This window comes from Sphaerisporangium sp. NBC_01403 (assembly GCF_045040145.1).
Lineage (GTDB): Bacteria > Actinomycetota > Actinomycetes > Streptosporangiales > Streptosporangiaceae > Sphaerisporangium > Sphaerisporangium viridialbum.
Window position 1 is genome coordinate 8845198 of record NZ_CP109534.1, and the last position, 16048, is coordinate 8861245.

Annotated in this window: 14 protein-coding genes; 8 read left to right on the forward strand and 6 right to left on the reverse strand. The window is 70.1% G+C overall.

The annotated features are described in order from the left end of the window. Window positions 1-110 precede the first annotated feature (110 nt). Entirely contained in the window at window positions 111-1064 is a 954-nt protein-coding gene (locus tag OG589_RS39875) for a LysR family transcriptional regulator (protein WP_405143803.1), read from the forward strand. Between the two features lie 101 nt (window positions 1065-1165). On the opposite strand, the gene OG589_RS39880 is transcribed toward OG589_RS39875, so the two are convergent. The 6 genes from OG589_RS39880 to OG589_RS39905 all read right to left on the reverse strand — a co-directional run bounded on the left by OG589_RS39880 (window position 1166) and on the right by OG589_RS39905 (window position 7737). Continuing rightward, window positions 1166-1312, reverse strand: coding sequence for a hypothetical protein (locus tag OG589_RS39880; RefSeq protein WP_405143804.1), 147 nt, complete (start codon window positions 1310-1312; stop codon window positions 1166-1168). Between the two features lie 42 nt (window positions 1313-1354). Beyond that, the gene (locus tag OG589_RS39885; protein ID WP_405143805.1) at window positions 1355-1663 is read right to left on the reverse strand and encodes a hypothetical protein; all 309 of its coding nucleotides are present in this window, start codon (window positions 1661-1663) and stop codon (window positions 1355-1357) included. Window positions 1664-1683: 20 nt separating this feature from the next. Continuing rightward, window positions 1684-3747, reverse strand: coding sequence for a hypothetical protein (locus tag OG589_RS39890; protein WP_405143806.1), 2064 nt, complete (start codon window positions 3745-3747; stop codon window positions 1684-1686). Window positions 3748-3768: 21 nt separating this feature from the next. After that, window positions 3769-4029 carry a hypothetical protein gene (locus tag OG589_RS39895; protein WP_405143807.1) on the reverse strand — a complete coding sequence of 87 codons (261 nt, stop codon included), beginning with the start codon at window positions 4027-4029 and terminating at the stop codon, window positions 3769-3771. A 324-nt stretch (window positions 4030-4353) separates the two neighbouring features. After that, window positions 4354-6003, reverse strand: coding sequence for a protein kinase domain-containing protein (locus OG589_RS39900; RefSeq protein ID WP_405143808.1), 1650 nt, complete (start codon window positions 6001-6003; stop codon window positions 4354-4356). A gap of 525 nt (window positions 6004-6528) precedes the next feature. Further along, window positions 6529-7737, reverse strand: coding sequence for a helix-hairpin-helix domain-containing protein (locus tag OG589_RS39905; RefSeq protein WP_405143809.1), 1209 nt, complete (start codon window positions 7735-7737; stop codon window positions 6529-6531). Between the two features lie 334 nt (window positions 7738-8071). Here OG589_RS39905 and OG589_RS39910 point away from each other — a divergent pair, with 334 nt between their 5' ends. From OG589_RS39910 to htpX, 7 genes are all read left to right on the forward strand, one after another. Further along, window positions 8072-9034: a 4Fe-4S binding protein gene (locus OG589_RS39910; RefSeq protein WP_405143810.1), complete on the forward strand. Its 963-nt coding sequence runs from the start codon at window positions 8072-8074 to the stop codon at window positions 9032-9034. A 55-nt stretch (window positions 9035-9089) separates the two neighbouring features. Continuing rightward, complete coding sequence (locus OG589_RS39915; RefSeq protein WP_405152218.1) at window positions 9090-9620, forward strand: NADH-quinone oxidoreductase subunit J; 531 nt, start codon at window positions 9090-9092, stop codon at window positions 9618-9620. Between the two features lies 1 nt (window position 9621). Further along, window positions 9622-10008 (forward strand): NADH-quinone oxidoreductase subunit NuoK, encoded by a 387-nt coding sequence (nuoK, locus tag OG589_RS39920; RefSeq protein ID WP_405143812.1) that lies wholly within the window; start codon window positions 9622-9624, stop codon window positions 10006-10008. Continuing rightward, the gene (locus OG589_RS39925; RefSeq protein ID WP_405143813.1) at window positions 10005-11957 is read left to right on the forward strand and encodes an NADH-quinone oxidoreductase subunit L; all 1953 of its coding nucleotides are present in this window, start codon (window positions 10005-10007) and stop codon (window positions 11955-11957) included. Before nuoK ends, OG589_RS39925 begins: the two co-directional genes overlap by 4 nt. Continuing rightward, the gene (locus tag OG589_RS39930) at window positions 11954-13546 is read left to right on the forward strand and encodes a NuoM family protein (protein ID WP_405143815.1); all 1593 of its coding nucleotides are present in this window, start codon (window positions 11954-11956) and stop codon (window positions 13544-13546) included. Before OG589_RS39925 ends, OG589_RS39930 begins: the two co-directional genes overlap by 4 nt. Further along, a complete protein-coding gene (locus tag OG589_RS39935; protein ID WP_405143816.1) occupies window positions 13543-15036 on the forward strand; it encodes an NADH-quinone oxidoreductase subunit N in 1494 nt (497 codons plus the stop codon). The genes OG589_RS39930 and OG589_RS39935 overlap by 4 nt, the downstream gene beginning before the upstream one ends. A gap of 93 nt (window positions 15037-15129) precedes the next feature. After that, window positions 15130-15981 carry a zinc metalloprotease HtpX gene (htpX, locus tag OG589_RS39940; protein ID WP_405143817.1) on the forward strand — a complete coding sequence of 284 codons (852 nt, stop codon included), beginning with the start codon at window positions 15130-15132 and terminating at the stop codon, window positions 15979-15981. Window positions 15982-16048: the final 67 nt, after the last annotated feature.

The window sequence follows — 16048 nt, forward strand, 5'->3', positions numbered from 1 at the left end:
GATCCCCTGGTGGCGATGACACGGCCTCCCACCATGCGCGACCGCGAGATATCCCGCTAATCCCAAAGAGATATAGTCCGCGGGTTATAGCGGTGAAAGGAGGGGCGGAAGTGCAGCTTGAGCTCCGCCACCTGCGCGTGATCTGTGCCATCGCCGACGCCGGAAGTCTGAGCAGGGCGGCCGGCACCATCGGCGTGTCACAGCCCGCGCTCACGGCGCAGCTTCAGCGGGTCGAGGGTGCGCTCGGCGGGCAGCTCTTCCGCCGGGGCCGCCTCGGCATCACCCCGACGCCGTTCGGCCAGTTCGTGCTCACCCGGGCCAGGTCCATCCTGCTCACCGTGGACGAACTGGTCACCGGATCAGGCGCCGACGCGCGCCGGTCGGACGTCGCCCGCATCGGCGGATATGTGACGCCCCTGCTGTCCGGCCTGCTCAGCCGGCTCTTCGAGGTCCCCGGCGTGTCGATCACCGTGCACACCGAGTACTCCCCGAGGCTCCTCCTCGACCTGCTGATCTCCCGCCGGCTGGACGCGGCGACCCTCGTCGACTACCCCGGGAACGAGCTGTCCGCCCCGCCGTCGATCGGCATGCGGCTGGTGGTCACCGAGCCGGTCTTCATCCTCATGAGCAGCGCACACCCGCTCGCGGGCGAGGAGGAGGTGCGGCTGGCCGATCTCGCGGACGACGACTGGGTGCTCTCCCCGCCGGACGGGGTGGGCTGGCCCGAGTGCGTGTACGCCGCCTGCCAGGACGCGGGCTTCTCACCCCGCGTGCCGCACAGCATGACCGAGCAGGCGATGATCCGGCAGCTCGTCGCCGGCGGGCACGCGGTGTCACCCTGCCAGGCCACGGTGCCGGACGGTCCGGGGATCGTGGTGCGCCCGATCGCCGGCACCCCGCTGTGGCTGCGGCACCTGGTGGCTTGGCGCCGCGACGGCCCGCTGGCCGACCGCGCCGAGGAACTGGCCGAGTTCGCCACCCAGGCACACCGCGACGCCATCGGCGAACGACCCCACTACGCGTCCTGGCTAGCCCGCAACGAAGGCCTCAGGACCCCGGCATAGCCGCGCGCGGCAGGGCTGCTGGTCGATCCCATCATCGACGGGCGACGACCGGGGACGAAGGCGGACCTCCTGTGCTCGTGCGGCGCGGATCAGGCCGCACCTCAGACGAGGTCGATGAGAGCCTTGCCGACCGTGCCGGACTCCACCGCCTCGTGCCCGTCGGCCGTACGTTCGAACGGGAAGCGGCGCAGCGGCAGGCCGACCGGCCTTGCCCACCTGGAGCGCTCCGGGGCGCAGGCGGCACTCACGTCCTCGATGGCCGCCTTCTTGGGGCACTCTATGAGCGACCTTCAGAGCGGGCACTGCCAGTTGGGCCAGGCGGCGGTGGCTTCATCTTCCCAGGTGTGCAGTGTCTTACCCCGGTAAACAGTGTCCGCGTGGGTGCTGACCCAAGCGGTGAAGCCGGGGTCCGGTTTGATCTTCCCCTTGTCCAGCCACGAGCGTCCTTGAAGCTCACTCGCGGGCACCAAGTGGTGGTCAATGAAACACTGTGTCACCGCTACCAGGGCTGGACCACGACGAGCAAGGTCGCTGTCCGCCGGCTGCTGCTTCTCTGGGCCGCAGGCCGTGAGAAGCAGGGCGAAGGCCGGCAGCGTCATCCATGTCTTCCGGCCTGGGCTCACTGCTGCAACCTCATCGCCTCTTGCGCCTCCTTGACCCACGCCTCGAGAGTCTTCTCGCCATATCTCGTCTGTGCGTGCCGGCTGAGCCAGGCGGTGAAAGACGGGTTGGGAGACAGGTGGCCGTCGCTCACCCATGTGGCGTCTTTCGGTGGGTGCAGGACGCCGGCATTGATCAATCCCTGAACCACCGGGATTTCGACGTGGAAAACCTGCTTCCTGAAGCCGTCGGCATTGTCTTTGATGGCTTGCAACGCGTGGCCGCTGTCGAAGGTCTCACTCAACGACGGAGTCGTGACCCCGGTGAGGAACTGTGCGATGACCCCAGGTCCCCACGGATTGCTGAAGCTGAGCGCTCCGAATCCACTGGTGAGCGCCGCGAGCGCGGTCTGGTTCCGCGTTGCCTGCTCGTCCTTCAACTGGGCGTCCGCGAACTTGCGATCGCTCTGGATGCGCTCGATCAAGCCATAGATCCCTGCCATCTCGCCGACATAGTTCGCGTCCGATGGATCCTTGACGGTCGCGGCAACAGCGGTGGAGATCCGTGCGTCCAACATGCCCTTGAACGCCCCGAACTCCTTTGGGTCGTGTAGTGCCTGGTCGAAGAAGGCCGTCAGCTCGGAACCATCGATGATGGAGATCCAGGGATTTCCTTTGACTTCTCCAAGAGGAACCGCACCCGATCCGTAGGGACGGCTCACCCCTGTGGCGAAGTCCGGGAGGTAGCGGTCGGCGGTGAAGATGAGGGATTTGCGGATTTCGTTGGGGAGGGTGGTGTCGGGGTGGAGTTTGGAGAACTCGGAGGTCGCCTTGACGATGTTGACGACGGACCAGGCCGATTCCTTTGCGTCATCGGAGGCGCCCCGGCCGGCTGATACGGCCGCCTTGAGAAATTCGGCGGCGTGCGAGCTGAGGTCGACCTGGTTGTTGAGCTGAGTGGGCACGGGACCGCGGGCGAACTTGGCGAACGCGTCCGTGGTGCTCCCTTGCGTGTGCCACTGGTCGTTGACCAGCATCTTGGCGTATTTGAAGCCCGAGGAGGGATCGCCGAGCACGTGTCGCGCGGCCTGCCCGTTCTCGGCCGCCCGATCAAGGACGGCGACGACCGGGTCGAACTCCGCCTGGAGCTTCGGATCGCCGAAATTGCGGTTCCCAGCGTCGTACGGATCCTTGGCGGTGAAGGTCGGGAGCGGCACCTCGATCTTGCCGCTTGCTCGGGCGTCGAGCATGGAGCGGGTTATGTCGGCGAGGAAGTGGGAGTCCCAGGTTTTGCCGTCGGGGCCGTACTTGAAGAGCATGCCGACGGACCAGGGGTCGGCGTTCTTGGTGATCGCCGCTCGGGTCGCTTCGGACAGCAGGGGCCGTCTGTCCTTGCCGGTGCCGACGCGCATCTGGGTCGCCGAGGCCAGCGACGCGCCGAGCGCCCGGAGGAGGCTCGCGCTCTCCGTGCTGAACAGCGCCGCGCCCGCCCGGTTGTACAGGGCCCTGGCCGCCTGGAGCGCGAGGGGGCAGGCCTCCGTCCAGAACGTGGCGAGGTACGCCTTGTCGTTGGCGTGCCGCGCGAGGCTGTCCGGCAGGAGGGCGATGCGGTTGCGGGCCTGTGCGGGGTCCTTGGTGGTGAGGGCTTCGGCGAGTGCCTTGGCATCCTGCTTCGCCTGGTAGCCGCCCTGCCCGGTCGTCGTCCAGTCGAGACGCACCATGGGCGGCGGAGTGCGGTCGAGGGCGAGCAGGCTGTCGACGGGGCCGCCGCTCTGGTTGCCGGCCGTGCCTCCCAGGCCCCCGGCGGTGCCTCCCAGGCCGTCGGCGGGGCCGTTCTGGAAGGGGCTCCAGCCCTTCTCGCGTGCCAGTTCGTACGCCTTCGTGGTGCGCGCGTCCATGTCACGGGCGTCGTTGAGGGCCTCGTCGATCAGGCGGGGCAGCGCGGCGAAGCTGACCTCGCTGTCCCACTTCTGCATCTTCTGCTGGATCAGCGGGCCGTGCTCGGCCAGAAGGGTGTGCAGCCGCTGGAGACGGCTCGCCAGCTCACGCAGGTTGGCAGGATCGACCCCTACGAACTCGCCCATCTAGTCCCTCTCAGCCGTGGCCTACGACGCGAGCTTCCGGCGCTCCGCCTCTTCGAGCCGGGCGATCAGCTGGGGCTGCTCGGCGAGCACGGCGTTGAGCAAGGTGACGAGCTGGGCTCTTCGAGCGTTCCAGCCGGAGGCCCACTGGTCGGCCGAGAGCCCCTGCCAGGTGTGGTCGCCGAACAACGGGGGCACGGTGCCGAGCGCCTGGAGGATGTCGTTCACCACCTTGGCGGCCGCGATCATGTCCGCCTGGCACTGCGCGGCCTCGGATGGTGCCATGCGAACTCCTCCCCGCCTCGACGGCGCCGCTCTACGGCTGACACCGCCTGTAAACCTAAGCGAAGCGCGTATCGGCTCACCAGGCTTCCGGGTTGTGAAAATCGGAATTACCACTCGACACACGTTCGTTGCGGTTCTCGTGGGTTCCGGCGTCTGCGACCATGCCGCGATATATGCCGTGAAAACGGCACTTGGCGCTGACCAGCGGAAATGGATAACGGACGGTTCCGTCTCCGGTATACCGGCCATCGCGAAAGTGCACGCCCGGGATTTCCCGCTCGCTATGGGCAGCGGCGCGTTCCACCAGGACAGCGGCGGCGACGGTCAGTGGACGATGGCGAGCATGACGTCGGAGGCGCTGGGGCGGTTCTCCGGGCGCTTTTCGAGGCATCTTCCGACCACCTGGGCCAGCGGGTCCGGCAGCGCGGACAGATCAGGCTGTTTGGTGAAGATGCGGTTGAACACGGCCGCGATGTTGTCCTCTCCAAAGGCCGGACGGCCCGTCGCGGCGAAGATCATCGTCGCGGCCCAGCTGAACACGTCGGACTCCGGTCCGACGCGCTCTCCCGAGACCTGCTCGGGGGACATGTAGGCGGGGGTGCCCAGCACGCCGCTGGAGGTCGCGGTGGCGTTGTCGAGCACGCGGGCGATGCCGAAGTCCACCACTCGGGGTCCGTCGGCGCCGATCAGGACGTTGCTCGGCTTGAAGTCGCGGTGCACGATCCCGGCGCGGTGGATCGCGGCGAGGGCCCCGACCGTTCCGAGCGCGAGCCGTACCAGTCCGTCGTGGCCGCGCGGCCCCCGCTCCCGTACGAGCTGTTCGAGCGACGAGCCCTCGACGTACTCGCTCACGATGAAGAGACGCTCATCGGCGATGTCGGCGTCGATCACCCGGGCGGTGGAGAACGGCGCGACTCGCCTGGCCGCCTCGACCTCGCGCAGGAACCGCTGCTGGGCGCCGGTCTCCGAGGCCAGCCGAGCGTGCAGCACCTTGATCGCGACTCGCGTGCCGTCGGGCGTCTCGCCCAGGTAGACCGCGCCCTGACCGCCCTGTCCGAGGCTCCCGATCAGCCGGTAGCGGCCGATGTGGTCGGATTCCCCGGCGGGCAGTGGTCCAGGCGCTTGGGTGGGAAGTGTCGAGGCGCCGTGCACGCCGCCCGGCGTGCTTCCCGAGGCTGAGCCGGGGGCCGTCGCCTGGCTGGATACGGGAGGGTTCGTGGTGATCGGGTTCGGCACCTGGCGGTGATCCTGCGTAGGGCGCTGCTGGTACCGCTCCTGATCCTGCGGCGAGCGCTGACCGGGCCGGTCCTGGGGCGTGTGCGGGCCGTGCTGGTCCTGGGGCGAGCGCCGGCCGTATTGATCCTGCGGCGGGCGAGGCTGTGTCGGAGGCTGCGGTGCCGGGTGCGGATGCCGCTGCGGAGCCGCGCCGGGCCGCTGCTGGTTCGGAACCCCGCTCGGCCGCTGCTGGTTCGGTGCCGCACCGGGCCTCTGCTGGTTCGGCGCGGTGCCGGGGCGGTGCTGGCCAGGGGCCGTACCAGGGTGCTGCTGGTTCGCGTACGGGCGCGGTGGCTGGTGAGGCGGGTACGGTGCCGGCGGGTACGACGCCGGGCGGTAGGCGTGCGGCGGGGGCGGCGGGAAGGCGCCGTGACCGTGAGCGTTCGGTGCGAAGATCGCCGAGCGGATGGCCAGGGAGTGGATGAGCCCGCCGATCCAGTTCGTGAACAGCCCGAGGACGATGAGGATGCTGGCCCAGTCCGGGAAGGTCGACGAGTCGTTGTAGGCGAAAATGATCACGCAGAGCACGAAGAGGCTGAGGAAGTACAGCAGCGCGGCGACCGCGACCATCGGCGCGCGCTTGCGGTAGGCCGCGTAACCGATGGTGAACGGCGTGGCGAGCCCGCAGGTGAACAACGGAGCCAGTGCCCAGACGATGCTGATCGCGGTCGTGGACTGGGAGGGCCTGGCTAGCTGCATATCGCGAAGAATACGGAGATAGCCGGTGTTACGCATGTTTTTGCTGGCACGGTGACTTCGCCGAGACCGCCGGCCGGGCCAGGATCCGAGGTCGTGTCCCATGACCGAGAACCGCCCGCCGCGGTCGGTCTTCCTGGCCGCATCTCACCTCCCGAGAACGCCCGCCTCTGCCCACGATCCCCGGACTCAAGACCGGTCGGGGAGGCCGGTGCTTCCACATCTGGTCCGACGACCCGAGACCGTCCGCACCGGCCGGTGTTCCGGGCCGGGTCGTGACCGGGTGGCTGTCCGTCTCCGCCGGGGGTTCAGGGCGGAATGCCAGGAATCAGGATCGCAGCCGGCATTTTCGGACAGGTCCCGGCCAGAGACGGCCCGTGCCGGCAGGTGTTCCTGGCTGGAGATCCCCGCAGTGGTCGGAGTTCAAGGCTCCCAGGACCCGACCGCCGGCAGCAGCCGTGAGAGGTCGGGTCCAGGACTCGGGGTCAAGGGCTTGAGGGCCGCAGGTCCTGAGGTCGAGGCTTGGTCTCAGGGAAGGTAGATGGTGAGTTCCACCAGGTCGGCGGTGAGGTGGGGAGGGAGGTCCACGGCGATCGACACGTCCTCGGCGGAGATGAAGCCTCCGACGTCCGCCCTGGCCTGGACCACGCGTTGCGCCAGCTCGGTGGTCATCCCCGGCAGGCTCGCGATCACCTCGGCGGGTGCGTGGTTGACGTCTACCAGGCCTCCGTCGTCGTACTGGCGCGGGAGGTCGGGGCGGCCGATGCGCAGCTCGCGGGCCAGCGCGGGGTCGCGTTCGACCAGGTCGCGTGCCTGCTGTCTGAGCTCGCGACGATGCTGGGCGAAGGCCACGGCATGGTCGTTGGGCGATTCCGAGTTGTCGAAGACCCGCTTGCGGATGATCAGCGACTGGACCGTCCCCCCGAGCCAGCTACCGCCCGAGCCGAGGAGCGACAGAAGCGTCAGCCACACGGGTGAGGGGCCGGGGCCGTCCGTCACCACGGCCACCATGAGAGCGATCATGCCGATGGCGTAGATCGCCGCCGACAGGCCGAGCATCGTGCTCCGGAGTTTCGCCGCCGCGTACCCGATGGTGAAAGGCGTCGCGACCCCGCACGAGAGGAGCGGCGCGAGAGCCCAGAGGACGCTCGCCGCGCTGGTGCCGTTCGGCGGCTGAGGCGGAGGAATGTGCGGCGGGAACGGCGGCTGGGGGAGGTGCCCGTTGGGGTCACCTGGCCGGCGCGTGTCGTACGGCCCGGGAGCCGGCCGGTTGTACGGCGCGAGACCGTGCTGGCCGGGATGCGGGGGAAGGAACGGCCCATTGCCCTGCCTGGGGTCCGGCGGCGCGTAAGGGGGACGGCCCTGCTCCGGGCCCGGCCGTCCGTATGGAGAACGTCCTTGACCGGCCCCCGGCCGCCCGTACGGCGAACGATCGGGCCCGGTGCCGCGCTGACCGTACGACGGGTCGCCTGACCCGGTGCCGCGCTGGCCGTGGGACGAGCTCCCCGGCCCGGTGCCGCGCTGGCCGTGGGACGAGCTCCCCGGCGCGGGGTCACGTTGGTCCTTCGGCGGGCGGCCTGGCTCGGGACCGCTCCGTGAGGGACGGTCCTGCTGCGGGCCGAGGCTCGGGCGGGATGACGGCCCGGCCCCCGCCTGGTCGGGATGGGGGTTCGTGTACGGGGCGTGTCCCTGGTCCTGGTGGGATCTTGCCTGAGGGCTGGAGGTGGGGCCCGGCAACGGCCGGCCGGGTTGGCGGGGCCGTGGAGCGGTCGGACCGTTCGGATCACCGGGCTCAGGGGGAGGGCCTCCCGGCGGCCCCGATCCCGGGCCCCCGTGGCCGTTGGTCGGGTGCATAACGCGAAGAATACGGCCTTCCCTTGCCTCCCGCATCGGCCAGAGGGACCACATGTCATGCCGGATAAGTCCCCCAAAATCGTGATGATTCTGGAAAACCGGGAGACGACGGAGCCCTGCGCATTCACGGGGACGCCCATGTAGGCCATGATGTTGAACCGTGGCACCTATACCAGGAGAAGGGCTTGCGAAGGGTCTGGCCGTCACCTTTCGCCACATGCTGAGCAGGGCGGACACCCAGCAATACCCGGAGGTTCGCCCCGATCTGCCCCCTCGCAGTCGCGGCGTCATCGCCCTAGTCGAAGAGAACTGCACGGTTTGCATGCTGTGCGCCAGGGAGTGTCCCGACTGGTGCATCTACATCGACTCCCACAAGGAGACGGCACCGGCCCCCGAGGGCGGGCGTCCGCGCGCCCACAATGTGCTCGACCGGTTCGCGATCGACTTCTCGCTGTGCATGTACTGCGGCATATGCATCGAGGTGTGCCCGTTCGACGCGCTCTTCTGGTCGCCGGAGTTCGAGTACGCCGAGTACGACATCCGCAACCTCCTGCACGAGAAGGACAAGCTCGGCGAATGGGTACAGACGATCCCCATTCCGCCCCCGCACGAGCCGAACGCCGAGCCGCCCAAGGAGGTCGCCGCCGCCTCCCGCGGCGCCGCCCGTCCCACCCGCGACCGCCCGGACCCCGAACGCGTCACGACCAAGCCCACCCGCCCCGCCACCTCTGGACGTCCGGACACGGCTGCCTCTGGAGGCCCGGACACTGCCGAGTCCGATCGTCCGGAGACGCTCCAGCGAGGCGGTGCGGCAGCCGTCCAGCCGTCTACGGCGCAGCCGGACCGGCCGACGACGGCAGAGACCGGTGACGCGGGCCCCACCCCCGCCGACCACCCCGGCACGGCACAGGCCCAGCCAGGTCAGAGCGGTGATGCGGCGCCGGACCGCGCGAAGCGGGCACCGGGCACGCCTGGCGGTGGCCCGTCGGCTCCTCGCCGTGGCGCCCTCGGAGGCCACGCCGCCGTGCGCGCGATCCGGCCCCCCGGCGCGCTGCCGAAGAAGCCGGCCCCAACCGAGCCCCCCTCGCCCCCACGGGCTGAGGAGTCCCCCGGCTCGGCCAAGGAATCGGGGACGGGGGAGGAGCCGCCGGAGTCGTCCGGGGCGGTGGAGGAGTCGTGATATCGGTGGCGCCGGGCTTCTGGCCGCCGACGGCGCAGGAGGAGTCGTGACGTCCATGGCACCGGGCTTCTGGCCGCCCACCGCGCAGGAGGTCGTCTTCCTGCTGCTCGGTGTGGTGGCGGCGGGGACGGCGCTGCTGGTCGTCACCACCCGGCAGATCGTGCACGCGGCCCTGTGGCTGGTCGTCTCGTTCGGCGCGCTCGCCGGGTGCTACCTGGTGCTCACCGCCGAGTTCGTGGCCTGGGTCCAGGTACTGATCTACGTCGGGGCGGTCGTGGTGCTGCTGCTCTTCGGCATCATGCTGACCCGCGCTCCCATCGGCCCGTCCACCGACCTGAACTCGGGCAACAAGGTCGCCGCCCTGGTGGTCTCGGTGGCGACGGCGGCCGTACTCGTCACCACCGTGGTCGAGGGCTTCCACACCGCCTACGCCCAGTTGGAGCCGGGTGGTGGCGCCGCCGCGTCGCTCGGGGCGAGCATCTTCAGGAACTGGGTGCTGCCCTTCGAAGCGCTCTCGGTGCTGCTGCTCGCCGCGCTGATCGGCGCGATCGTGCTCTCCCGTACCGACATCGGCGGAAAGGACTGACGTGCACGTCGTCTATCCCGCCGTGCTCGCCGCGCTGCTGTTCTCGATCGGCGTGTACGGCGTGCTCGCCAGGCGTAACACGATCCTCGTGCTGATGTCGGTGGAGTTGATGCTCAACGCGGTCAACCTGAACCTCGTCGCCTTCGACGTATGGCTCAGGGACGCGCTCCACGGGGGCCAGGTGCTGACCCTGTTCGTCATCGTGATCGCCGCCGCGGAGCTCGGGCTGGGCCTGGCGATCGTCCTCGCGGTGTTCCGCAACCGGCGGACCGTCGAGATCGACCATGTCCGCGACCTCGCCGAACCCGGCGATCCGGCGACAGGCGATCCCGCGACGGGCGATCCCGCTGAGGGCGGAGCCGTACCGGTGAGGGACGGTGCGCCGTGATCGGGGTGGCCGGCGCCGTCGTGCTGCTGCCGTTCCTGGCGGCGGTGGCGGGGCTGCTCGGAACGCGGCGGCTGTGGGGTGGTGGCCCGCCCGGTTCGATCGGGCCCGCCGTCTACAGGAGGGCGGCGTGGATCGCCGTCCTGCCCACCGCGATCTCCACCGCGCTGGCGATCTGGCTTCTGGCGTACCTCTGGGCGGGCGACGCCCTGCCTCGCGGCGCGGCGTCCTACGGAGAAGGCCCGGCGCTCTGGAGTGACGGGCTTCCCGGTGCCGTCCAGGGCACGCTCTCGGTGATCGACACGGGAGCGATCCCCATCACCGCCGGGCTCAGGGTGGACGGCCTGGCCGCCCTCATCGCCGTCCTGGTGACCGTGGTGGCGCTGGCCGTGCAGGTGTACTCGATCGGATACATGCGCCACGAGCCGCGCTACCCCTCCTTCAGCGCCTTCATCAGCGTGTTCACCAGCGCGATGCTGCTCGTCGTCTACGCCGGCGACCTGCTGGTCCTGTACGTGGGCTGGGAGATCATGGGGCTGTGCTCGTACCTTCTGATCGGCCACTGGTGGGAGGACCGGGCGAACTCGCGGGCGGCGGTGAAGGCGTTCCTCGTCACGCGCATCGGCGACGTCGGGTTCCTGTTCGGCATCTTCACACTCGGCGTCGCCGCCGGCAGCTTCCGGATCGACGACGTGATCGCGAAAGTGCCCGACATGTCCACCGGCACGCTGGTGACCGCGACGATGCTGCTCCTCCTCGGAGTCGCGGGCAAGAGCGCCCAGGCGCCGCTGCACACCTGGCTGCCGGACGCGATGGCCGGCCCCACGCCGATCAGCGCGCTCATCCACGCCGCCACCATGGTCGCGGCCGGCATCTTCGTCGTCGCCCTGCTCTACCCGGCCTTCCTGGGCGCCGGGCCGACCCTCGACCTGCTCGCGGTGCTGGCGTCCGCCGGGATGCTCGGCGCCGCGCTGGCGGCCCTGGCCCAGGACGACCTGAAACGGGTGCTCGCGTACTCGACGATCAGCCAGCTCGCGTACATGGCCGGGGCCCTGGCCGCAGGTTCCGACCAGGCGGCGATCTTCCACCTGGTCACGCACGGGGCGTTCAAGGCGCTGCTGTTCCTCTGCGCGGGAGCGGTGATCCACGCCGTCGGCTCGAATCTCATGACCGACATGGGCGGCCTCCGGCGTTCCATGACGGTGACCTTCCCCGCCATGACCGTCGGGTTCGCCGCCCTGATGGGACTGCCCCCCGCCAGCGGGTTCTTCAGCAAGGACGCCGTGCTGGCCGCCATCGAGCACGCGGCGGCCGAGGGAGCGCCGCTGACCGACGCCGCCGCCTGGCTGCTGTACGGCTGCGCGCTGCTGACCGTCGCCGTGACCGGCGCTTACGCGACCCGCGCCTGGTTGCGCACCTTCTTCGGCCGGAGCCGCGTCGAGAGCGTCGCGCTACCCGAGCCGGAGCCGGGGGTCGCGCACGTCTGGGACGGTCGTGAGGCTCCGGCGTCGATGCTGTGGCCGATCGGCGTGCTGGCCGTTCCCGCGCTGCTGCTCGGGTTCACCGGGGTGGGCCTGGTCGACTGGTCGTCCGCGGTGATCAGCCTGCTCGTCGCGCTGCTCGGCGCGGGCGCCGTCTACGCGGCCTGGCGCGCCGATCCGGCGACCGATCCCGCCCGCCTGCTGGGGCCGCTGCGGGTGCCGTGTGAGCGGGCGTTCTACGTGGACTCGGTGTACCACCGGGTCTTCGTCGTCCCTGTCCTGTGGCTGGCCCGCCTGGTGGCCCGTACGGATGACACGGTCGTGGACGGCGCGGTACGCGGGTCCGGCGGCGTCGCGGTCGGCGCTGCGGGGCTTCTGCGGCGGCTGCAGACGGGCAACGCCCAGCTCTACCTGACGGGCGTCCTCGCCGGCGTGCTGATCATCGCGGTCGGGGCGGTGGTGCTCGGATGAGCGTGATCCTCGTCGGACTCCTGGCCGTCCCCCTCGCCGGTGCGGCCCTCCTCATGCTGCTCACCCGGCCCGCGCAGCCTCCCGCTTCTCCGGAGGACGCCCGGCTTTCCGGGGCGTTCTTGCGGTGGTACGGGCCTGTGGTGTCCGGGGTCACGCTGGTGCTGGCCCTCGTGATGGCCGTGTCGTTCGACTACGGGCGGGCCGCGCGGCCACAGTTCGAGATCGACCGGGCGTGGATCCCCGGCCTGGACCTCCGGTTCCACCTGGGAGTGGACGGGATATCGCTCCCGCTCGTGGTGCTCACCGCGCTGCTTACGTTCCTCTGCTTCCTCTACCTCGTACGGCACCAGCCGGAAGGCGGCAGGTCCCACGCGCTGGCGTTCACGCTGCTGGTGCTCGAAGTCGGCATGATCGGGACGTTCCTCGCGCTCGACCTGCTGCTGTTCTTCGTCTTCTTCGAGATCGTGCTGATCCCGATGTACTTCGTGATCGCGGTCTGGGGCGGCAAGGAGCGCAGGGCGGCGGCGGTCAAGTTCATCCTGTACACGCTGCTCGGCTCGGCCGTACTGCTCCTCGGACTGCTCCTGATCTGGGCCCACACCGGCACGCTGGACATGGTCAGGCTGGCGGGCGCGCACGGCGCCGGCATACCGAGGGCGGCGCAGATCCTCGCATTCCTCGCGGTGGGCGTGGGCCTGGCCGTAAAGGCGCCGATGTGGCCGCTGCACACCTGGCTCCCCGCCGCCCACACCGAGGCCCCGACGGTCGGATCGGTGCTGCTCGCGGGCGTGCTGCTCAAGATGGGAACGTACGGGTTCGCGCGCATCGCGATTCCCGTCCTTCCCGAGGGGGCCGCGGTGCTCGCCCCCTGGCTCGGGGCCTTCGCCGTCGTCGGCATCGTGTACGGCTCGCTGGCGTGCCTGGCGCAGCGCGACCTCAAGCGCATGATCGCCTACTCGTCCGTCGGCCACATGGGGTTCGTGCTGCTGGGCCTGGCGACGCTGACGCCTGTCGGGATGAATGCCGCTTTATTCGGAAATGTCGCCCACGGTCTGATCACTGGTCTGCTGTTCTTCATCGCCGGGGCGATCAAGGAGCGGTACGGCACGGCGGAGATGTCCCGCCTGGGAGGCGGCATGCTCGCCCGCCTGCCCTACCTCGGGTCGCTCCTGACGTTCGCCTGCGTCGCCTCGCTGGGACTGCCCGGACTCGCGGGGTTCTGGGGGGAGATGCTCGCGCTGCTCGGCGCCTTCCGCCCGGCTCCCGGCCTGTCCCGTCCGCTCTTCCTGGTCTTCATGGCCATCGGCGGCGTCGGCACCGTGCTCACCGCCGCGTACTTCCTCCTCATGCTCTCCCGCGTCACCCACGGCAGGCCCGACGAACCCGCCCGTCCGGCCGTGGGCCCGCCGGAGGAGCCGCTCGTCGAGACGGCCGAGTCCGTCCACCCCGTGCGGCTGCGGGATGTGACGCCGTACGAGCTGGCCGCCTGGACCCCCTTGATCGTCCTCACGGTGGCGCTGGGGCTCTGGCCGAAGGCACTCCTCGCCGTGACAGATCCGGCCGTCCGGGCCTTCCTGGGAGCGCCATGACGCAGTCCATCGACTACGCGGCGATCGCGCCACCGCTGATCCTGGCGGTGGTGGCCGGGCTGGTGCTCCTGCTCGACGCGTTCCTGCCGCGCACGCCGCGCACCCTCCCCACGCTGGGCCTGGTCACGCTGGCCGGCGTGCTGGCCGCGCTGGCGACCGTCCTCGCGCAGGCCGTCCAGGGCGCCCGGCCGCGTACGTTCTGCGTTCCCGCCGGCCTCGCCGGTGGGCAGCCGTCGTGCTCGTTCGTCGTCGACGACCTGACCCTCGTCTTCGGCGCCGTCGTGCTGGCGACCGCCGTGGTGGTGGTCCTCCTGTCGTGGACGCAGCTCGCCGAAGGCGGCATCCCCGCAGGTGAGTGGTACTTCCTGCTGCTGTGCGCGCTGACCGGCGCCGTCACGCTCCCCGCGTCCCGCGACCTGATCATGCTGGTCGTCGCGCTGGAGCTCGTCTCACTTCCGGTCTTCGCCCTGACGGCCCTGAAGCGGTACGACGCGCGTGGGTCCGAGGCGGCGCTGAAGCTGTTCCTCGTCTCGGTCATCTCCACGGCGGTCATGCTCTTCGGCGTCTCGCTCTTGTACGGCCTGACCGGTTCCGTCCATCTCGACCGCATAGCCGCCGGTCTCAGCGGCTCGCCCCCCGTGGCTGGAGACGTGCCGGCCGGTGTGCCCAGCGGGGTGCTGACGGTCGCCGTCGTGCTCGTGCTCGCCGGGTTCGCGTTCAAGGTCGCCGCCGTCCCCTTCCACTTCTGGGCCGGAGACGTCTACCAGGGCGCGCCCGTCCCGGTCGCGGCGCTGCTGTCCGTGATCTCCAAGGCCGCGGGGTTCGCCGGTCTGATCGTCGTGCTGACGATCGCGCTGGCGGGCCAGGCGCGGCTCTGGGCGCCGATCGTGGCGGTGCTCGCCGCGCTGACCATGACCGTCGGCAACCTGCTGGCCCTGCGGCAACGCCATGCCGTACGGCTGCTGGCGTGGTCGTCGGTCGCGCAGTCCGGGTACATCCTCGCGCCGCTCGGCGTGGCGGGGAGGTCGGCCGCCTCGGCCTCCATCGCGTACCTGGCGATCTACGCGGCGATGAACGCCGGTGCCTTCGCCGTCGTGATGCTGGTGAGCCGTACCAGGCAGCGCAACGAGCTGGACGACTATCGGGGGCTGGCGTTCCGTAGCCCCGCCGCGGCGCTCGCGCTCGCGTTCTTCCTGATCTGCCTGGCCGGGCTGCCTCCGGGACTCGCCGGGCTGTTCGCCAAGATCGTCGTGTTCCGGGAGATCGTCCACGGTGGCGTGGGCTGGCTGGCCGTGGTCATGGCGGTCAACACGGTCATCGGGCTCTACTACTACATCGCCTGGACCGGCCGCCTGTTCGCCCCCGAGCCGGTCCCCGCGCCGGGGCGGCGTACCCCTGTGCGGCCCGTGACGATCGCCGTCGCGGTGGCGCTCCTCGTTTCCCTGGCGTTCTCCGTCGCGCCGCAGCTGGTTCTGTCCGCCGTCGGCTGACGTGCGCCCACCCCTAGCCTGACCAGGGATGGGAACGTTTGAGCAGGCCGCGAACGTTGCCAGGGAAGAGCGCAGCATCCGAGAGGGGGAAGCGTGCACAACAACGGCCTGCGTACCGCCGTCCTTCTGGGCGCCCTGTCCGCGTTGATCCTGACGGCGGGGGCGTGGCTGGGAGGCGGCCGCGGTGTGCAGCTGGCCGTCCTCATCGCTCTGCTGACCAACGGCATCGCCTACTTCTTCTCCGACCGCATCGCCCTGTCGGCCATGCGGGCGCGGCCGGTCAGCGAGGTCGAGCAGCCCGCGTTGTACCGCATCGTCCGAGAGCTCTCGACGGACGCGCGCCAGCCGATGCCGCGGCTCTACATCTCTCCCACCATGCAGCCCAACGCCTTCGCCACCGGGCGCAACCCGCGCAGGGCGTCGATCTGCGTCACGTACGGCATCCTGCAGATGCTGAACGAGCGCGAGCTCAGAGGAGTGATCGCCCACGAGCTGTCGCACGTCTACAACCGCGACATCCTGATCTCCTCGGTCGCGGCGGCGCTCGCCACGATCATCACGTACTGCAGCTACATCGCCGTCTTCTTCGGCGGCTCCGACGACGACGAGGGGCCCGGCTACATCGGCGCCCTGCTGATGATGATCCTCGGGCCGGTCGCCGCCGGCATGATCCAGATGGCGATCTCCCGGTCCAGGGAGTTCCACGCCGACGAGTCGGGCGCCATGCTCACCGGTGACCCGCTGGGGCTCGCCTCGGCGCTGCGCAAGATCGAGCTGGGGACGCGCAGGCTCCCGCTCCCCGAGGAGAGCCGCCTGACCTCGGCGTCCCACCTGATGATCGCCAACCCCTTTCGCGGAGCGGGCGTCGGAAGGCTCTTCTCGACCCACCCCTCCACGGCCGCCCGCGTCGCCCGCCTCGAAAGCATGGCCGGCTACCGCCGCTGACCCATCGTCTTGCAGTGAGAGCGGCGTATTTCCACCCTTATTAAATGAGGGTGGTAAAAGTCGCCCT

Bases quoted from the DNA above. Each gene is read 5' to 3' on its own strand.
- OG589_RS39885 (WP_405143805.1), bottom strand. From the start codon at position 1,663: ATGACGCTGCCGGCCTTCGCCCTGCTTCTCACGGCCTGCGGCCCAGAG.
- OG589_RS39890 (WP_405143806.1), bottom strand. From the start codon at position 3,747: ATGGGCGAGTTCGTAGGGGTCGATCCTGCCAACCTGCGTGAGCTGGCG.
- OG589_RS39895 (WP_405143807.1), bottom strand. From the start codon at position 4,029: ATGGCACCATCCGAGGCCGCGCAGTGCCAGGCGGACATGATCGCGGCC.
- OG589_RS39900 (WP_405143808.1), bottom strand. From the start codon at position 6,003: ATGCAGCTAGCCAGGCCCTCCCAGTCCACGACCGCGATCAGCATCGTC.
- OG589_RS39910 (WP_405143810.1), top strand. From the start codon at position 8,072: ATGCTGAGCAGGGCGGACACCCAGCAATACCCGGAGGTTCGCCCCGAT.
- OG589_RS39915 (WP_405152218.1), top strand. From the start codon at position 9,090: ATGGCACCGGGCTTCTGGCCGCCCACCGCGCAGGAGGTCGTCTTCCTG.
- OG589_RS39930 (WP_405143815.1), top strand. From the start codon at position 11,954: ATGAGCGTGATCCTCGTCGGACTCCTGGCCGTCCCCCTCGCCGGTGCG.
- OG589_RS39935 (WP_405143816.1), top strand. From the start codon at position 13,543: ATGACGCAGTCCATCGACTACGCGGCGATCGCGCCACCGCTGATCCTG.